16 protein-coding genes are annotated in these 15252 nt (G+C 57.0%); 3 read left to right on the forward strand and 13 right to left on the reverse strand.

The window, feature by feature from the left end; translation table 11 throughout:
* Positions 1-302: 302 nt before the first annotated feature.
* The gene (locus ACSQ36_RS43965) at positions 303-833 is read right to left on the reverse strand and encodes a hypothetical protein (RefSeq protein WP_436187107.1); all 531 of its coding nucleotides are present in this window, start codon (positions 831-833) and stop codon (positions 303-305) included.
* A 197-nt stretch (positions 834-1030) separates the two neighbouring features.
* Here ACSQ36_RS43965 and tnpA point away from each other — a divergent pair, with 197 nt between their 5' ends.
* The 3 genes from tnpA to tnpC all read left to right on the forward strand — a co-directional run bounded on the left by tnpA (position 1031) and on the right by tnpC (position 3522).
* Positions 1031-1486 carry an IS66-like element accessory protein TnpA gene (gene tnpA / locus ACSQ36_RS43970; RefSeq protein ID WP_436187108.1) on the forward strand — a complete coding sequence of 152 codons (456 nt, stop codon included), beginning with the start codon at positions 1031-1033 and terminating at the stop codon, positions 1484-1486.
* Positions 1486-1839, forward strand: coding sequence for an IS66 family insertion sequence element accessory protein TnpB (gene tnpB / locus ACSQ36_RS43975; protein WP_436187109.1), 354 nt, complete (start codon positions 1486-1488; stop codon positions 1837-1839). The genes tnpA and tnpB overlap by 1 nt, the downstream gene beginning before the upstream one ends.
* Before the next feature lie 90 nt (positions 1840-1929).
* Positions 1930-3522 (forward strand): IS66 family transposase, encoded by a 1593-nt coding sequence (gene tnpC, locus ACSQ36_RS43980; RefSeq protein ID WP_436187110.1) that lies wholly within the window; start codon positions 1930-1932, stop codon positions 3520-3522.
* A gap of 92 nt (positions 3523-3614) precedes the next feature.
* On the opposite strand, the gene ACSQ36_RS43985 is transcribed toward tnpC, so the two are convergent.
* From ACSQ36_RS43985 to ACSQ36_RS44040, 12 genes are all read right to left on the reverse strand, one after another.
* Complete coding sequence (locus tag ACSQ36_RS43985; protein WP_436187111.1) at positions 3615-3932, reverse strand: hypothetical protein; 318 nt, start codon at positions 3930-3932, stop codon at positions 3615-3617.
* A 298-nt stretch (positions 3933-4230) separates the two neighbouring features.
* A complete protein-coding gene (locus tag ACSQ36_RS43990) occupies positions 4231-5664 on the reverse strand; it encodes a UvrD-helicase domain-containing protein (protein WP_436187112.1) in 1434 nt (477 codons plus the stop codon).
* On the reverse strand, positions 5657-7360 hold the full coding sequence (locus ACSQ36_RS43995; RefSeq protein WP_436187113.1) for an ATP-dependent nuclease: 1704 nt from the start codon (positions 7358-7360) through the stop codon (positions 5657-5659). Before ACSQ36_RS43995 ends, ACSQ36_RS43990 begins: the two co-directional genes overlap by 8 nt.
* Entirely contained in the window at positions 7350-8741 is a 1392-nt protein-coding gene (locus ACSQ36_RS44000) for a hypothetical protein (protein ID WP_436187114.1), read from the reverse strand. Before ACSQ36_RS44000 ends, ACSQ36_RS43995 begins: the two co-directional genes overlap by 11 nt.
* 153 nt (positions 8742-8894) lie before the next feature.
* On the reverse strand, positions 8895-9413 hold the full coding sequence (locus tag ACSQ36_RS44005; protein WP_436187115.1) for a hypothetical protein: 519 nt from the start codon (positions 9411-9413) through the stop codon (positions 8895-8897).
* A gap of 61 nt (positions 9414-9474) precedes the next feature.
* Positions 9475-11412: a DUF6602 domain-containing protein gene (locus ACSQ36_RS44010; RefSeq protein WP_436187116.1), complete on the reverse strand. Its 1938-nt coding sequence runs from the start codon at positions 11410-11412 to the stop codon at positions 9475-9477.
* Between the two features lie 175 nt (positions 11413-11587).
* Positions 11588-11980 (reverse strand): hypothetical protein, encoded by a 393-nt coding sequence (locus tag ACSQ36_RS44015; RefSeq protein WP_436187117.1) that lies wholly within the window; start codon positions 11978-11980, stop codon positions 11588-11590.
* 28 nt (positions 11981-12008) lie between these two features.
* Positions 12009-12335 (reverse strand): hypothetical protein, encoded by a 327-nt coding sequence (locus ACSQ36_RS44020; RefSeq protein WP_436187118.1) that lies wholly within the window; start codon positions 12333-12335, stop codon positions 12009-12011.
* A gap of 145 nt (positions 12336-12480) precedes the next feature.
* Entirely contained in the window at positions 12481-13218 is a 738-nt protein-coding gene (locus ACSQ36_RS44025; protein ID WP_436187119.1) for a hypothetical protein, read from the reverse strand.
* Between the two features lie 149 nt (positions 13219-13367).
* The gene (locus ACSQ36_RS44030; protein WP_436187120.1) at positions 13368-13748 is read right to left on the reverse strand and encodes a hypothetical protein; all 381 of its coding nucleotides are present in this window, start codon (positions 13746-13748) and stop codon (positions 13368-13370) included.
* A gap of 319 nt (positions 13749-14067) precedes the next feature.
* Complete coding sequence (locus tag ACSQ36_RS44035; protein WP_436187121.1) at positions 14068-14244, reverse strand: hypothetical protein; 177 nt, start codon at positions 14242-14244, stop codon at positions 14068-14070.
* A 7-nt stretch (positions 14245-14251) separates the two neighbouring features.
* Complete coding sequence (locus ACSQ36_RS44040) at positions 14252-15238, reverse strand: DUF4393 domain-containing protein (protein ID WP_436187122.1); 987 nt, start codon at positions 15236-15238, stop codon at positions 14252-14254.
* Between the last annotated feature and the right edge of the window lie 14 nt (positions 15239-15252).

Raw genomic sequence — 15252 nt, forward strand, 5'->3', positions numbered from 1 at the left:
AGTGGTACCTAAAGAAGTGCTTCGGATTTCGAGCATCCGGCGACGGTGGCGCAAGGCTCGCGGTCCGTTTTCGCGTAACAGAAAACAAGCCGCTGAGGTGCGCGACGCACTCATTCGCTGTACATGATCTTCCGTTGAGCAACGAGCCACCGTAATCCCTTGGGCAACGCGCGGTCGAATGCAGCTTGCCGTTGGCGCTTTAGATGCTGTCCCCATAGTCACGCACAATGATTGCACGTCCTAGTTACTGCTTTCGCGCGGTCCAGCCGTAGGCAAAGTAAACGACGTCGTGGCCAGTTCGCTCAAATGACAGGTAGTTGATCGTGAGAAGTTTGTGTCGGGACCATCATCTGCTCCGACAGGCGTTGCTCGAAGCTCTTGATACGCAGCTTCTCACGCGGTGGATCCTCCCCGGTATCTGGTTCGTAATCGGGATCCTCCAGCCACAGAATGCTCTCTCCGTCGCAATGTATCGACTCCAGGACGTGGCTTCCATCTTTAGCCGCTGGCCGACTCACGACATCTACCACGACGTGCTGATTCTTGCCCGGCAGGGCGTAGAAGCGCCAGACATTCGGGAGTAGGCACTCCGCGATAAAGGCAAAGCTCGGTGCCAGGACTTTGTGCGCCTGCGGGGCAAAAAGACTTTGAAATGCTTGCGTTTTGAACTCCTTGCGCAATTCCACTTCGGGATCGAAGAAGACCTCGAAGAGCATGCCGTCGAGGATAGCCTTACGTTTCGCTTCGACAACCCCTTGGGTACGTTCGGCAAAGGCCGCAATGTAGGCAATAGCGCCCTGTCGGAAAACGGAATTCGTTGGACTAGTGCGCAATTCGCTAGACTCGAAAGCACGGAATTGATTGGACTGCCGGGAAAGCGCGGAAATCGAAGGCTGCCGCGCGGCGCAGGTGGCACCCGGCAGCTTGCCGAAGCGGCGTCAGTTCGTAAGCGCGAATTTCCACCCACCTAGTTTCTGAGCCAGAAAAGACTGACGATTGCGTCCGCAACCACAACTTGCGGACGCAATCCATGACCCATGATGACCTGAGCTTTTTGCCCTTGCGGGCGACACGCGTTGGTGTTGGTGGCAGGCGCAGCTTCGACCCGGTGGACAAGCAACGGCTAATCGAGGCCTGCCTGCAACCAGGCGCATCGTTGTCTGGCCTGGCGCTGAAAGCTGGAGTGAATGCCAACCAGCTGTGCAAATGGATTCGACTGCACGAGCGGTCCAATACGCCTATGAGAGAGGGTACAGCATGCGCGTCATCGGCTTTCGTGCCGGTCGTCGTCGCGATCGATGACCGAACGCCAGTACCGGCTGCGCAACCCGTACCAGAACGGGAGTCATCGCATCTGTCACCACGATCGGTGAGGTCGGCGCGGCTGTCGGCCCAGTTGCCCAACGGTGTAAAGATCGAGCTCGAATGCACGACAGGCGATGCCGGGCTGGTGGCCGCAATGGTTAGCGCATTGGGAGCGCACTGATGTTTCGCTTTGAGGCCGACCTGAAGGTCTTTTTGCATCGGGAGCCCATTGACTTCCGGGCCGGTATCAACAGTCTGGTGATGCTGGTCGAGCAGTCGATGCAGCTCGATCCGTTTGCGCGCGCCGTGTTTGCCTTCCATAACCGCAAACGCAACCGGGTCAAGTTGCTGCTGTACGAGCGCACGGGTTTCTGGCTGATGTTGCGCCGCCTTGAGGAAGATCGCTTCGTCTGGCCACGTCGGCAACAGGCGGTGATTGAGCTGACCACCGAACAGCTGCACTGGCTGCTCGAGGGCATCGACGTTGAGGCAGTGCGCCGCCATCCGGTACGGCCGTACCGCCACGCGAGCTGAACGTCGGGCGTTGCCGGTAAACAACGGCTCGAGCGGCTGTTACAAATTGACGTAAACGCACCGCACGCAGCACTCCGTTATCGTGGAGGCATGAACGAAGAAGACCTCTCCCGATTGCCACAGGCCGCCCAGGCCTACATCCGTGAACTCGAGACACGCAACCAGCAACTGGGTGAACGGATAGCCCATCTGGAGGAACAGTTCCGCCTGGCGCAGAGCAAACGCTTCGCCCCGAGCAGCGAGAAGCTGCGCGATCGCGTCTTCGACGAGGCTGAACAGATCGCCGCGGCCGAACCCGACGACGATGACGCCGGCGATACCGAAGAGACGTTTGCGTTGCCCGACACGGGCCTGCCGGATACGCCCGCGCCGGCACGCAACAAACGCGGACGCAAGCCGCTGCCAGCACACCTGCCACGCCAGCGCATCGAATACGACCTGCCTGAAGACCAGAAGGTCTGTCCGTGCTGCGCGCACGCACTTCACCGCATGGGCGAAGAGCTCAGCGAACAGCTGCATATCGAGGTGAGGGCTTCGGTGCTGCAGCACGTGCGCTTCAAGTACGCATGCCGCCACTGCGAGCGCCATGCGGAACGCACCCCGATGATCACTGCGCCGATGCCGGCGCAGCCGCTGCCGGGCAGCAACGCCAGTGCAGCGATGATCGCCACCGTCACGGCAGGCAAATATGTCGACGGCACGCCGCTGTACCGGATGGCCCATGCGCTGGCACGTGCGGACATTGAAGTGGGGCGCGGCACGCTGGCGAACTGGATCATCCGGCCCGCCGGGTTGCACTACAGCCGGCTCTACGACGCACTGCGCAGGACGCTGCTGTCGCAGCCGCTGATCCACGGTGACGAGACAACGGTGCAGGTGCTCAAGGAGCCCGGTCGTGCCGCGCAGAGCACGTCGTATATGTGGGTCTACCGCAGCGCCGAAGACTGCCCGGAGCCTGTTGTGCTGTTCGACTATCAGCCGGGGCGTGGGCAGGAACATCCCCAGGCGTTCCTCAACGGCTACGAAGGACTGCTGATGACTGACGGGTATGCCGCCTGGCGTACGCTCGAAGGCGCGACGCACTTCGGCTGCCTGGCCCACGCGCGGCGGGCCTTTGTCGACGCCCTCAAGGGTATGAAGAAGCCGGGCGGACGCGCTGCGCAGGCACTGGAGTACTTCAAGGCGCTCTACCAGGTCGAGACGCTGGCGAAAGCGGATGTGCCGCAAGGCCAAACGCGCGCCGACTACACGTACCGGGTGCGCCAGCAGCACAGCGTACCGCTGCTGGCGTCCCTGAAGGCGTGGCTGGACGAACAGGCCCCACAGGTCCTACCCGAGAGCCTGCTGGGAAAGGCGATCAGTTACACGCGCAATCAATGGGACTACCTGAGCCGCTACGTCACCGATGGGCGCGCCCCTGTGGACAATAACGTGATCGAGCGGGACATCCGCCCCTTCTGCACAGGGAGAAAGGCGTGGCTCTTTGCAGACACAGTCGCCGGTGCGAAGGCAAGCGCGATGATCTACAGCCTGATGCTCACCTGCCGAGCCTGCAACATCGAGCCCTATGCGTATCTGCTCAATGTACTCACGGAGTTGCCACAGCGGGCGGCGCATGCCGATGTGAGCGACCTGTTGCCGTTCAACTTCGCCAGACGGCAAGGTGCGCCGACGCCGGCCTGACAACCCGCTGCGCTCACTGTAAGCACGTTGCGATTGCCGTGGCCGGTCACGACGAACCGGAATGCCCGGTCACGTTCGTCCGGAATCAGCGGTCACGTTGAGCCGGAATACCCATCGGCAGGTCCGTCGTTACCCGGTAACGAGCGAATGCTACGACCGGCCCTGAAGTATTGATCCCATTCGGACGTATCTGGATCGAGCGTGCGCACGACCGCGTCATCCTTGCGCGAGACGAGCCGCTCGAGCATCTGGCGTTTAGTGATCCCAGAGCGGCGTGCCAGCCGTTCAAGCGCAAGATAGACCTCGCTGCTCACCCACATATCCAGCCGGCGATCTCCGTTGCCTTGCCTGCCTGCTATTGGGCGCCGTGCCCGATATGCTGCCTGCCGCTGTCCTGCTGTCTGTGCCATTGATTCTCTCCGTTACCCGGTAACCGCCTCATGCCCGAACGTTACCCGGTAACGTAGTTGACTCTCAACGTGGGTTAAATCTATCGCTTACGTCAGTTCAGTAAGGGCGAAAGGCGCTTCACGACCCTTCTGAATCGTTGCGCAGTTCGTGCCTGACTGTCCGTTCCCGCGTAAACAGGAGACATTCGCCGTCGACCTATCGGCCTCCGACTCACTCACGGGAACGTCGGCGACGGCATCTTTCACTTCGTGAAGGTCAGCCTTGGGGCAAAATCGAGCAGAAGCTTCTTGGTCGAATCTATCTCGTAGGCAAGTACCTGCCTGTTCCAATGATGGTAAGAGACTTCGATCCACGAGTCATCGCGACATACAGATCCTTGGCGTCAAGAGCGTCCGCATCGAGGATGACCGCATGGTCGTATTCCAAGCCCTTGACCAGCAGCGTTGTCCCGATGAGCTTTCGATGGCTAATAGGCCGCCCTGTGTGCCTCATCTCGCGCTGGTACAGGTTCGCAGCCTCTGCGAGAGTTGCCCCAGCACCGTCAATGTGCAACTTCAGTACGTTGAGAAATCGATACAGCAGGTCACGACGATAAGCCGACGTCGCTGGGTTGGTTTTCAATGCCAGGAAGAATGATTTGAGTTGGCTGCTTGTTGGGTTGTTAAGGTAAGCATTCGCTGCATGCAAGACCAAGGGGTACTTGGTCCCTTTCCGTTGATTCGTCGCCTCGCCTCGTTTGGTACCGGCCGTCAATGCATCGCCCACGCCAGTGAAGCACTTCTTCGCAAATTCCAATGCGAGAAGGAAGCCCGCCTGGACGGTCTTCGCGGCTCCGAACTTCCTGAGGAACGAGTGAAGATCCTTGCCTTCCACTTCTTCAATGGAGGAAAACCGGCCTGCCATGGTTCGGGCCAAGAGGTGAGTCTTGTTCTTGGACTGCTGATCCCCACCATGCAGCGCAATAACGCTTTCGTTGTGACCCAGCAGATCACAGAGCGACGAATACTGTTTCGAAGCGAGGTATTCGGGATCGGTGTACACGCGAATCACGCTGGGTGGCCGTTCGCCAAGCAGGTCAATCCTCTGGCCTTGTTCTATTTTCTTCCGAACCTCCTTCAGCCAGGCACCAAGCTTTGGATCCCCGGCTTTCTCCCAGCGCCAAGGAATCTCCAGTTGCCCCAGACAGTGAAAAAAGGGATAGACGCTCGCATCCCAGTCCACAGGCTTATCTTCGTCAAAGTCAAAGATGGCTTGCATGGGATCGCCCAAGATCCGGCTGGGCAGGAACTCTGCCAAGGCGCAGACCAACGAGTGCTGTAGATCGGAACAGTCCTGGTACTCGTCTACATAGACACCGGCGTAGGTGGACGCTACGACATGACGAATGAAATTCTTCCGCAGCAAACCAGAACAACACGCATAGAGCTTGTTCCACTGCTTGCTGGTCGGATTTTCCGTCTTCCACCCTGAAGTTTTGGGATACGCCAAGCAAAGGCGCAGCGACCAGCTTGCAATCGTGTCCACCTGATATTTGGATGCAGGAACACCAAGTGCGGTCATCTTGGTCTTGATCGAGTTCACGCCCGCAAAGGTGTGGGTCAAGATCAGTTGCGTGCCGCGAGAAACCCGTGCCGCTAACGCGATGAGATGCGTTTTTCCATACCCAGCGGGCGCAATCACATACCCTTTCGTCGTGCAGTCATTGAGCTTGATCGCTAGTTCGTCAGACATGCTCTGCCCACGCCCAAAGCTTGCTGAGTTCGAATGCAAGGTTCTTCTTGACGAAGGCCGCGTCTTGGAAGGCTGGGCTTATAGCCCTGAACCATAGATCGCCTCTAGTGATGTCCTTGAACCAATTACAATTCTTCGCTGCACCGCCTATGGCTGCCCGCAGTTTGAGACTGTCCTCCCACTTATCCACGTCCTTCTCAAGATCTTCAGGGAACTTGGATCGCACTTGATCGCTCACGGGGAATCCCAGCCCTTGGGCGGCTTTCACGCTGGCCAACACGCTGGTCCAAGGTAAATCCTGAAATGCTCTCTCTTCCAGTGAAAGCTTGTCGCTCCACACGTGGACCGAAACTCCCAACATAACAAGCTCAGCCCCGTCGGCCAGAGAAAAATGCTTCTCAGCGTCGCCATCGGCGAGCACCGACACGTCGTAGCGAAGTGATTTGAAAGCCTTGGCCAGTGCCTTTACCTTGCTGGCTCCCCCCGCGTCTAGCAGTGCTACGCCGTGGAAGGACAATGGATCTTTTTTTTTCTCGACTTGGTAGTCGTCAAATCCTCTCAGGAAGCCGACTTCTGTTGCGCCTTCGCACACCACAACCTTCTTCGCCAGGAATGCTTCGGTGCTTGAACGAATCTTCCCCTGCACTTCATGCTCTTGAAGGCCATCTTGGGCGGCAGAAATGATCTGAACCACACCGCCCTTGCTGTGAACTACATATAGCTCTTTCACGGTGAGTTCGCGCAGCACTGTGGGCGAGTGGGTCGTGAGGAAGTATTGCCCGCGCTTGTCTTCTCTAATATGCTTGATGAGGCGAGTTATCCGATGCGGCTCTAAACCGAACTCTACCTCATCGAACAAGGTGATATGGCCTTCTTCTAGGCCCATTTTTTGAATTCCACACAGGAGCATGCGGCGCGATCCAAGGCCCAACTGACGCAACGGCATGTCGCCGTCATGCAAGGTGAGGCCGCCCACCTTCAGATTTATGGAGGCCAGATCGAGGTGAGCCTTGTATGTGTCCAATACGGGGACGCCCAGCAGCTTGGCTATTTCCTGTGACTTCACCGCCGCAGCGTCAAAGTTCTTAAGGGTGACAGGTCGGTCAGCGTCCAGTGAGGTTCTGGCAGTTCTTGAGGCGTTCGCCAACAGTTCATTCAGGCTCTGTGTTTCAGTCAGCTTCGCCAGCGCGGTTCCAGTCGCCCACGAAAGCTGTCTCTCACTGTATGCACCGATGAGTCCCACGCTGACTTTGTTTCTGTCGGCTTGTTTAAAAGGAACACCTTCGGGATGGCGGTCGCATATCACCATCCACTTCGGCTCCAGATCCTTTTCAATCATGAGCCGCACAGTCAGAACACCCTCCAAGTGGTCATCTGGCTCGTCGGTAAGCTCCAGCGCTGCTGCGTTCCAGCCTCGCAAATACTGCCCATACTTGTTGAGCGAGCAGAACTCTTCAACGAGGTCGCCAATCGTGACTTCGATGACGATGGAATTCTCAACCTTGCATTGGTAAAAGTCCGAGTCGCTTAGGGTGAGATTCCATTGGGGGTAGAAAGCATATCGGATTGCTTCCAAGAAGGTTGACTTGGATGAATCGCCCTTGCCTATGAGGCAGAAAATGTCGGCTGCCGGAAGGCTCCAGTCAAGCTCTTTCACACCACGAAAATTCTTGATCGTTATCTTTCTAATTTTCACGAACAACGTCCTCCAGGACTTCACCTAGTGGGAACTGCTTGTCGGGGTATTGCTCTTCGGCCCAGTCAGTGAATGGTCCGCTATAGCCGATGAGATGGTACGTGACTTGACAGAGCAGCACCTGAACGCTGTGAATACGATCAAGTTGCGTCTGGAAACTCGCTGCGTCAGGCTTTTGTAGGTCTATGAGTTTGGGGTGAACGTGAGCATTGCGAAGATCATTCCACCGTTGAATATATTTCTTTTCAGCCTTCCCCTCAGCAGCCAACCACTTGAGTTTATCGCGTGGGCCGGGAGGATGTTCCAGCATCCCCAGCAGTCCGTTCAATCTATCTTTGACCTCTATGAGCGCACTTTCGCTGGAAACGTATTGTTTCACCAAATTAACTGCTTGCTCGGTCTTCGCCTTCTTCTCCGGGTCTTCAGGCAACACGACAAGACTTGATATGCCTTCCAACGCGACCGAAACACCCATGGCCCACGAATCGATCGAATTGGCGCTGGCTTCCCGTGCGTTATAAAGGTGATATGCAAGCGGATTCCATAGCGTTACGGGACTGCTTGCAACTACATACGCCAAAAAAGCACCGAACAGTTCCCATCCATGGTTTCTGTACTCCAACGAGACATGCTTTATCGGAGGGCAGAAGTGCTGTCGCAAGGACACGTTTGTTTGCGAGATGAGTTCGAGTGTCTGAAGCTCAGGCTCGCACGTCACTAGTGCCCGGTAGTTCGCTGTTCTACCCGTTATGAACTGAAGCGCCTCCTGAATCCTCCAGTGGAAGTTCTGAGGGAATGACTCCTTCGAGCTTGCCTGCACAACGCTTCGTCCGGATCCATCTCGCACGTTGACTTCGAAGCGAGAGTTGCAGGCTTCAAATTCGGCAGTATCCACGACGTGATGCTTGCCAGCACTGCCTTCGACCGTACTCCACTTATGCAACGGCACCTCGTACTCTTCGAAGAAATGCAGTTCGACCACGTAATCCTTTTGCGGAAAAGTGTGTTGAGCCGTGAGCGCTTGCAACTGGCCGCTCACAAATTCGGGTTCACCATGCATGTTCCACGAGACGTTAGGAAAAAAACGGGACGCTCGGAGTGTTGCGCCACCCTTGGCTTCTGCTTCGAGATTAAAGAACGTTTCGTCAGGATGGATCTTTCCGAGGTGGCTGAAGTAGTTGCTCAACTGACTATACGGCGCTGTGTTCCGGTGCTCGGTCACGTAAAGCTTGTAGACCACAACGCCGTCGGCGTCTTGCTTGATATAGCCTTTCCCTTCGTATCGCTCGCCCCCTTCCTTATTTTGAGTAAGGACAATGCGCTTGCAATCCAGCTCAAGCTTACCTAGGCGAAAATCTTCGATCATTTCGTCAATGTTCATTTTCGGTCTCTCTCGTGTCCTGGGCGCACGTTTGTTGTGCCCGGACGCGGCCACCAACAATTTCTTCGATTGAACGATCTCGGGGCTGATGCCGAGTGAGCGGCAATTGGCGTGGGTAAAGCCCGCTGTTGAATATCCGCTCCATCGAGGGGGCTATGCGTCACTCCGTAAGGTCCATGACTCGACCTTCCTGCGATAGGCATTGATGACCTCTTTGGTCGGCGTTGGCTCCGCGGAGTTGCGCGAAAGAAGCACTGCTACGATGATTTTTCCGAGCGCTATGTCCTGCAGTTTAGTTGCCAAGACCTGACGCCACTGACCAACACCATCTGGCACTTTGGCAAGACGAGTGAGTTCATCTGCTGCTTCGTGTGCCACGTAGTTCCGTGCATCACGCGCGGCGTGAAGCATTGCCGCGTAGTCCTCCGGAAGTTTTGCACGTTTCGTAATGAGTTGGTTCAGGTCGACGAGCCGTCCGAGTACTACTTTCCCTACGGCTTCGAAGAACTGCTCATCTGACTGGTCATTCGGCTGAGGCTCTTTCAGTTTGAAAACAAACGCGAGCGATCGGCAGTCACTCTCGAACTCGCACGCGATGTAGAGTGCTCGGCCGAGTGCTGCGAGAGCCCGGGTTGTTTCACTGTCCAGCGGCGGGTCGGAAAGTAGTGGCATCAGACACCCAACGAGATTTAAATGTCATTCCGAAAGCATATCTGGCCGGCTTGCCGAGTAATTAGGTTTCATCGAACCGACTGGTGTGATAGCGAATTTGCCACGCCGGAAGGCCGCTCCCGGTAATGGTGTTCTGGAACCGAAGGGGAATCTCGGGCGCGCGTTGAGGGACTGGGATCTCGGCCAAAGTGATTCCTAGGGCCAACCGCTTTTGAATACCGTGCGCGATGACATCTTCGACAAAGCAAAGAACCCGATCTGTCATGTCGGCGACCCATCTCGTCACCGGCGTTCCGTCGATAGCTGGTTCGGTCACGACGACACGACCGCCGACGTCAACGACGCTAGCACGTGGAAGACTCCAATCGCCATGGTCGAGATTGTTCCGGGTGGTGACCAAGCTGTCTCCCCATCTGCGGGCTTCACGCAAATAGTCGGCAAGTGCCGAATCAGTCTTTTCGATATCGGCCAGACCTTGCTCGAACTTAGCCTGCTTCTGGTGTAGGAATCCGATTTCGACTCCGAGTGCGCGCGTCGTTTGCTGCATGTGATCCTTGAAAGAGCGCGTCGCGCCGTTTAGGAATTCGGTGACCAAGCGGCCGAGTTCCCGGTCCACATTCTCCGTGATCCGAATGTGCACGCCGTGTCGCTCAACGATCGAACCTTCATCAATCTTTCGCAAGTGGTTTTTCCAGGACTTCGTAACATCTTTGGCAGTGTCGCGAATTTCCATCAACGTCGTCATCAAGGTCCCGTGCGCTTTCAGGAAGGGTTCCCGGTCCGCGCCCAATGTGTCCGCCATCTGCATGGGGGCGTAGAAAATGCGCGCCATGAAAGGCGAGCTTGACCCTTCATCGGCGAACTTCTGGACCACAAAGTGACCTTGGCTTAGTCTCACTTCCAGCCCTCCGCGCTGCTCGATATTCCGGAGCAACATCCCGAACTGGCGCTCCCTGATTGGCAGGACACCGGAAATCTGCATGTCGTTACGGGTCACTTTCTGGATGTTGCGGATAGCCTCGTCGTCGATGATTCCACCTAGGAAGAGCAGCATACCTTCGAGAGGCAGCTTGCCCTGCAGGAGAACGAGACCGCCGTCTTGCCAAGGGATGAAACACATGGCCGCTAGCGGCTCCTTCGCGCCCCGCGGGATCAGCGCAACCCATTTCAGCGGGAGCGCCCTGTCGTTGTAGCGCTCTCGCGGCACCGGCCTGAGTTCCCCGGCAAGGTTGTACTGGTACCCGGTCCATACGAGGGCCTGGCGCGGCACGCCATCCAAGACGGTCAAATACTCCGGCGAAACACTTCCAGGAGACCATCTGGCGAGCTGGCCAAGCAGCATGTGCATGGCTAGGTTGAAGGTCCCGGCCCCGCTGGCCGAGATCATGAGCACCGCGTAATAGGAAGGCAGCGTTTTGCGGGATACGCCCGGAGAAGGCGGCAACAGCAAGCTGGATACGGACTGATCTCCGACCCATTGCACCATGTAGCCAATCTGCCCTTTGATGGCGATGACCACCGCGTCAGGCCAATGGTCCGAGGGCGTGCGTGCGTTCAGCCGTTCGAGTTCCGCCGCCATATCTTCGAGGGGCACTGTGGCGTCGACGGCGAAGACCACACCTAGGGTCGGCTCGATCGTGTGATTGCCGGGGGGCGGCACCGTCTTCTTTAGGGCCTTGGCCGCGGCTACTCTGGAATATGCTGCGGCCAGCCCATTTAGGTCCAAGGTGTGCGTCACATCAAAGGCGGCCGCGACGGATTCAGTCGGAACCACGGCGGAGCCGACGTCGGCGCCGACCAATTGGCCGCCGACGCAGATCAAGACGGACAGCGGTTCTGTCCTGCGTCCTTCGGAATCGACAACGATGCCGGTCTCAATGCGGTACGGTGTCGGAACCAACTCTTTCAGCTGCGTCACCAGTGCGGCGCCAACGCGCTCAGCAGGAGCCGCGGTGACGGCTTCGCCAGCAGCGCGAATAATGTCTCCCAAGGATTGCACTCGATACTCCTCAATCGGCTTGTCGCAGTATATGCGAGCACGGTTCCTTTGCAGATTGGAGACGATTTATCCAAGTGTGCCGAATGACGGTTCATGGCCGCACGCAGCCTTTCCGTAGCGGCTACGTTTGCACGTCAGAAGTGTTAGCGCGGCCGGCTTTTCCTCTGTCTGTCATTCACAAGACGCTGCCGATTCGCTCTATGGTTCCGAACTGGACCTCGAAGACGTGCTCCTGATCTAACGGCACTTCAATTGGTAGAGAGGGCAATCCGTGATCACGCATCCAAGCGAATCGATGACGACCATCCGTGAAGATCGGCACACCGTCCTCGTCCAGCGACAATACCGGTACATCCACAAAGCTTGCACCCTCTAACCACCGACCAAACTTCGCGTATCGATCGTCATGTAGTGAACCACGGCCCGCTTCGCCAACATACTCCTCGCTGTCACGCCATGCGATGTCGAGTGCAGCGATAGAAATCCAGACCAACGCGTCGGGCTCGACGTCGTTCCATCCGTCGCCCAAGGTGTGTCGTCGCCACACCGGCGCCTCCAGCCATCTCATCCAACCTCCGAGGCTTTTCCGATATCAATCAGATCGCGCCATGCGTCAACCAGTGGTCGAGTCGCACGATGAGTGGATTCTCCAGTTCGAACGCTTGTTGGGCGGCCTTTGCGTCATCGACACCCTTTGCCGCCGGCGGTAGGGCTTTGCTGCCCATCATCACCGACATCTGTTGGTTCTTAAGCGACTTCTGCACCGTATCTTTTGTCGCGCGGTATGCCCTAAGCTGCGCATCGCGGTCCGGGGCGTCCGGGTACTTAATTGCGAGTAACTGGAGAGTGGTTGTAATTTCAAGCGACGTGGCAATGCGTGCCAACAGTGCATGTTGATAGTCTTGTTGCTCTTGATCTTGCATGGTCATCCTCATTTTTCTTGTCGGCTTCCGGCCGATTGCGTGGCGCCAAAGCGCCAGTTGTTTCCTACTCGTGATCTCAAACGCCTGACAGCGCTTCTTCGGGCGTTTTCGCTGCACTGGTGAATACGGCAAGAGCTTCTTTCCCCTAGCAATCCTGTTCCAACGACGGCAGATCACGCGGGGGTGCATCGGGGGTTGCTGCAAATACCTTGCCTTCGGCCGGGTTCCAGCCCCCCGGCATTAGCCCGTGCAACCTGTCAACGTGGTCGACCATCTCTCCAAGCCACGCTGCAAGTTCGACGAACCGCACTTCATACTCGTGCACGCGCATCCTGTCGATGGTCCTGAGGGTCTGTTGAGGATTGGCCGGGTCATCGGCCGGAACTTCAGGACCGGTCGGCTGAATCATAATCGGCAAATCATTTTTGAGCTTGCCGGCTGCAAGCTCTTCTTCTATGTGCTGCATCTTGTTGCGCATCTTGCCGAGCAGCTCGCCCGCAGAGCCAAGAAACCGGGGTTTGGGCTTCAATTCACAGATCACCGCGCGCTCACGTGCTGTGAGTTCCTGTCGTTTGCGCAGTTCCCGCATCGACCGCACAGCGAGATACATGCCGGTGATGCACGACTCGAAACGCGAAATGCTGCGATAGACCTCGCTTACCTTCATTGCGCGGTTAACGTCCGACGTCCAAGCGCCGCGCAGGTGCTGCGCGGCGGCCAGATAATCTTCGCGGGCGGCAAAGACGCAGCGAACATACGTGGAAGTAAGCGTAATCACGAACGGCCTGTACGAGAAGTGGCCGGTGAAAAGCTGCTTGCCCCAGTAACCGACAAAGGGATCTGTCGGCGCCGGGACATCTGGTATGTCAAATCTAATGAGCATGGTCGTGCGACGGTTGTGCCCCTGTCCTGTTTTCCTCTCGCCTACGGCGCGCTACTTCGATGGGCGTCATAAGACTGTTCCTTGGCATTTCAACCCTTCTTCAGAGGCGAGATCCTCCTCGGGAAAGCGATCGATATTAGTACCTTTTCCTACCGGTTTGGGCCTGGAACAAGTACGGTTGGAATCTGGTCATCGAGGTCGCTCAACGTAGCGTTCGCGATCATGTTCGAAATCAGGCGCGCGATCTGGAGTTTATACGCACCAATCTGTGGTTGTTCGACGCCGCTCGGCCAGTTCACGGGGTGCTTCGCGAGGATGCAGAGGTTCAGCCATGCCGCCGTACCAGGAACCTGGACTAACACATGGTTATCGGGCAAATCGTCAGCGGGCCGGGGCACCACATGGAAACCACAATCCACGCCCAGGTATGACGGCTGATCAAAGGCGCTGAGCTTTTCGTCATGGCCGACCCGAACGAAGGCTGAGCCGCCGAGGTGGTTGTAGTTGAACTGGATGATTATCAATCGCATGGTTTTCGTTCCCTGGTTTTTCATTGCTCCGGGCTGACCGGCTTTTCCGACGTGGGCTACGTGCGAGACTCTTCTAGGATCGCGCGCCCCAATATCTGAGGGGCCCTAATTCCGAAACGATTCTTCGTGGACGGCATAGGGGATCGCGCGTGTCACCGGGACATCGCCGACATGAACCTCAGTGCGCCGTTCGGCCGAGTAGATGCCGACAAGTTCATAGTTGAAAAATGTTCGTGAAGAGCTTGTGCGGCAGAGTTTTCATCGTTCGCATTTGTTTTCCTGTTCGGCCCGCGCGACCGGCGCGAGCGCTTTTCCGTGGTCAGGCTGTCTTGTCGCACGAGATGCTTTTCGTCAGCCAACCGTACTGGTTTGCGTCCAATTTCTTGGCGAGTTCGGGCCTACTGGCTCCGCCTCGGAATACCGCTGTGCCCTTGGCCGTGTCACCGGCCGCGCCGTACATTTCATCCATCGCGGCGTCGTGCTCGTCGTAGCTCATCGCTTTCCTACCCCTCAGCCAGACATGCGCGATAGAACAATTCGCCTAGACCATTGAGGCCAACAAACCAAAAATCGAAGTTAGCGCCCTTCGCGCCTTTGAATTCAGCATTCCAAGGTTCGTTGGTGTAAGAGACGAGGCCCAAAGAAACCAAATGCTCGATATACGTGTACACCAAGCTGGGTTGGGCTAGCTCTTCCGGTCGCACGACGACGTCCTGCAGTTGTTGTTTCTGATCGTCTGACATGCCCGAAGCATCAATCAACGCTTCCCGTTCGTCTTTCAACAGTATAGCTAAGTCCTTCTTTGGCGGTCGCATATACGCTGACGGCCGTGCAGCAATTTGCCGGATCAGTATTGCTTCGTCCGGCGCAAGTTGACTTACGATTTGCACAAACGCTGGGTGAGCCTCACCGACTCGCTCCCGGTCCATCGCACGCGCCAACAAGCGCTCGAACATATGACCGACAACGCTCGCCTCGTCGTGGAATGTGAGTTGCTCCGCAATAGGTATTGCGAGCGACTCGACCGGTGCGACGCGCCGCTCTTCAGGCACCAACTCGACGGATCTTTGCAGGTGCTTCACCAATCTGTCCTGACGCGCTGCACCGAATTGCAGAGGGGACAGGACCCAACGCACGGTCTTCACAAGATCCAGGCCAAGCTTTCCAAGTTCCTTCATCGCTGGGGAAGCTGTATCGTCATAGGCAGCCTTAACAATCTCTGATGGGACGGCTTTCAGAAGGTCTAACTCGTCCATTTGAACACCTCTCCTTGTTGTGATGTTTTCCTTGACTTTACAGCCGGGCAGGCGCGGGGCCGTGCTGATCGAGCAGAGTGCGCCTTCCTCACTGTGGGACTGATGCGCGCTATAGCCGTTGTGCTCATCGATGTAGCGTACAGTCAGCGCCCGATCGGCGGGCGGCTCAACTACCTCGCGGCTAAAATCGGTCCTCTCGCTGCCCCGGACCCCCCGCCAGGAGTGAGGTGCCATTCAGTCCATTCGTA

It is taken from the genome of Caballeronia sp. LjRoot34, assembly GCF_964253815.1.
Classification (GTDB): domain Bacteria; phylum Pseudomonadota; class Gammaproteobacteria; order Burkholderiales; family Burkholderiaceae; genus Caballeronia.

Excerpts from the sequence above, each read along its gene's own strand:
- tnpA (WP_436187108.1), top strand. The coding sequence starts at position 1,031 with ATGACCCATGATGACCTGAGCTTTTTGCCCTTGCGGGCGACACGCGTT.
- tnpB (WP_436187109.1), top strand. The coding sequence starts at position 1,486 with ATGTTTCGCTTTGAGGCCGACCTGAAGGTCTTTTTGCATCGGGAGCCC.
- tnpC (WP_436187110.1), top strand. The coding sequence starts at position 1,930 with ATGAACGAAGAAGACCTCTCCCGATTGCCACAGGCCGCCCAGGCCTAC.
- ACSQ36_RS43985 (WP_436187111.1), bottom strand. The coding sequence starts at position 3,932 with ATGGCACAGACAGCAGGACAGCGGCAGGCAGCATATCGGGCACGGCGC.
- ACSQ36_RS43990 (WP_436187112.1), bottom strand. The coding sequence starts at position 5,664 with ATGTCTGACGAACTAGCGATCAAGCTCAATGACTGCACGACGAAAGGG.
- ACSQ36_RS44000 (WP_436187114.1), bottom strand. The coding sequence starts at position 8,741 with ATGAACATTGACGAAATGATCGAAGATTTTCGCCTAGGTAAGCTTGAG.
- ACSQ36_RS44005 (WP_436187115.1), bottom strand. The coding sequence starts at position 9,413 with ATGCCACTACTTTCCGACCCGCCGCTGGACAGTGAAACAACCCGGGCT.
- ACSQ36_RS44015 (WP_436187117.1), bottom strand. The coding sequence starts at position 11,980 with ATGAGATGGCTGGAGGCGCCGGTGTGGCGACGACACACCTTGGGCGAC.
- ACSQ36_RS44020 (WP_436187118.1), bottom strand. The coding sequence starts at position 12,335 with ATGCAAGATCAAGAGCAACAAGACTATCAACATGCACTGTTGGCACGC.
- ACSQ36_RS44025 (WP_436187119.1), bottom strand. The coding sequence starts at position 13,218 with ATGCTCATTAGATTTGACATACCAGATGTCCCGGCGCCGACAGATCCC.
- ACSQ36_RS44030 (WP_436187120.1), bottom strand. The coding sequence starts at position 13,748 with ATGCGATTGATAATCATCCAGTTCAACTACAACCACCTCGGCGGCTCA.
- ACSQ36_RS44035 (WP_436187121.1), bottom strand. The coding sequence starts at position 14,244 with ATGAGCTACGACGAGCACGACGCCGCGATGGATGAAATGTACGGCGCG.
- ACSQ36_RS44040 (WP_436187122.1), bottom strand. The coding sequence starts at position 15,238 with ATGGCACCTCACTCCTGGCGGGGGGTCCGGGGCAGCGAGAGGACCGAT.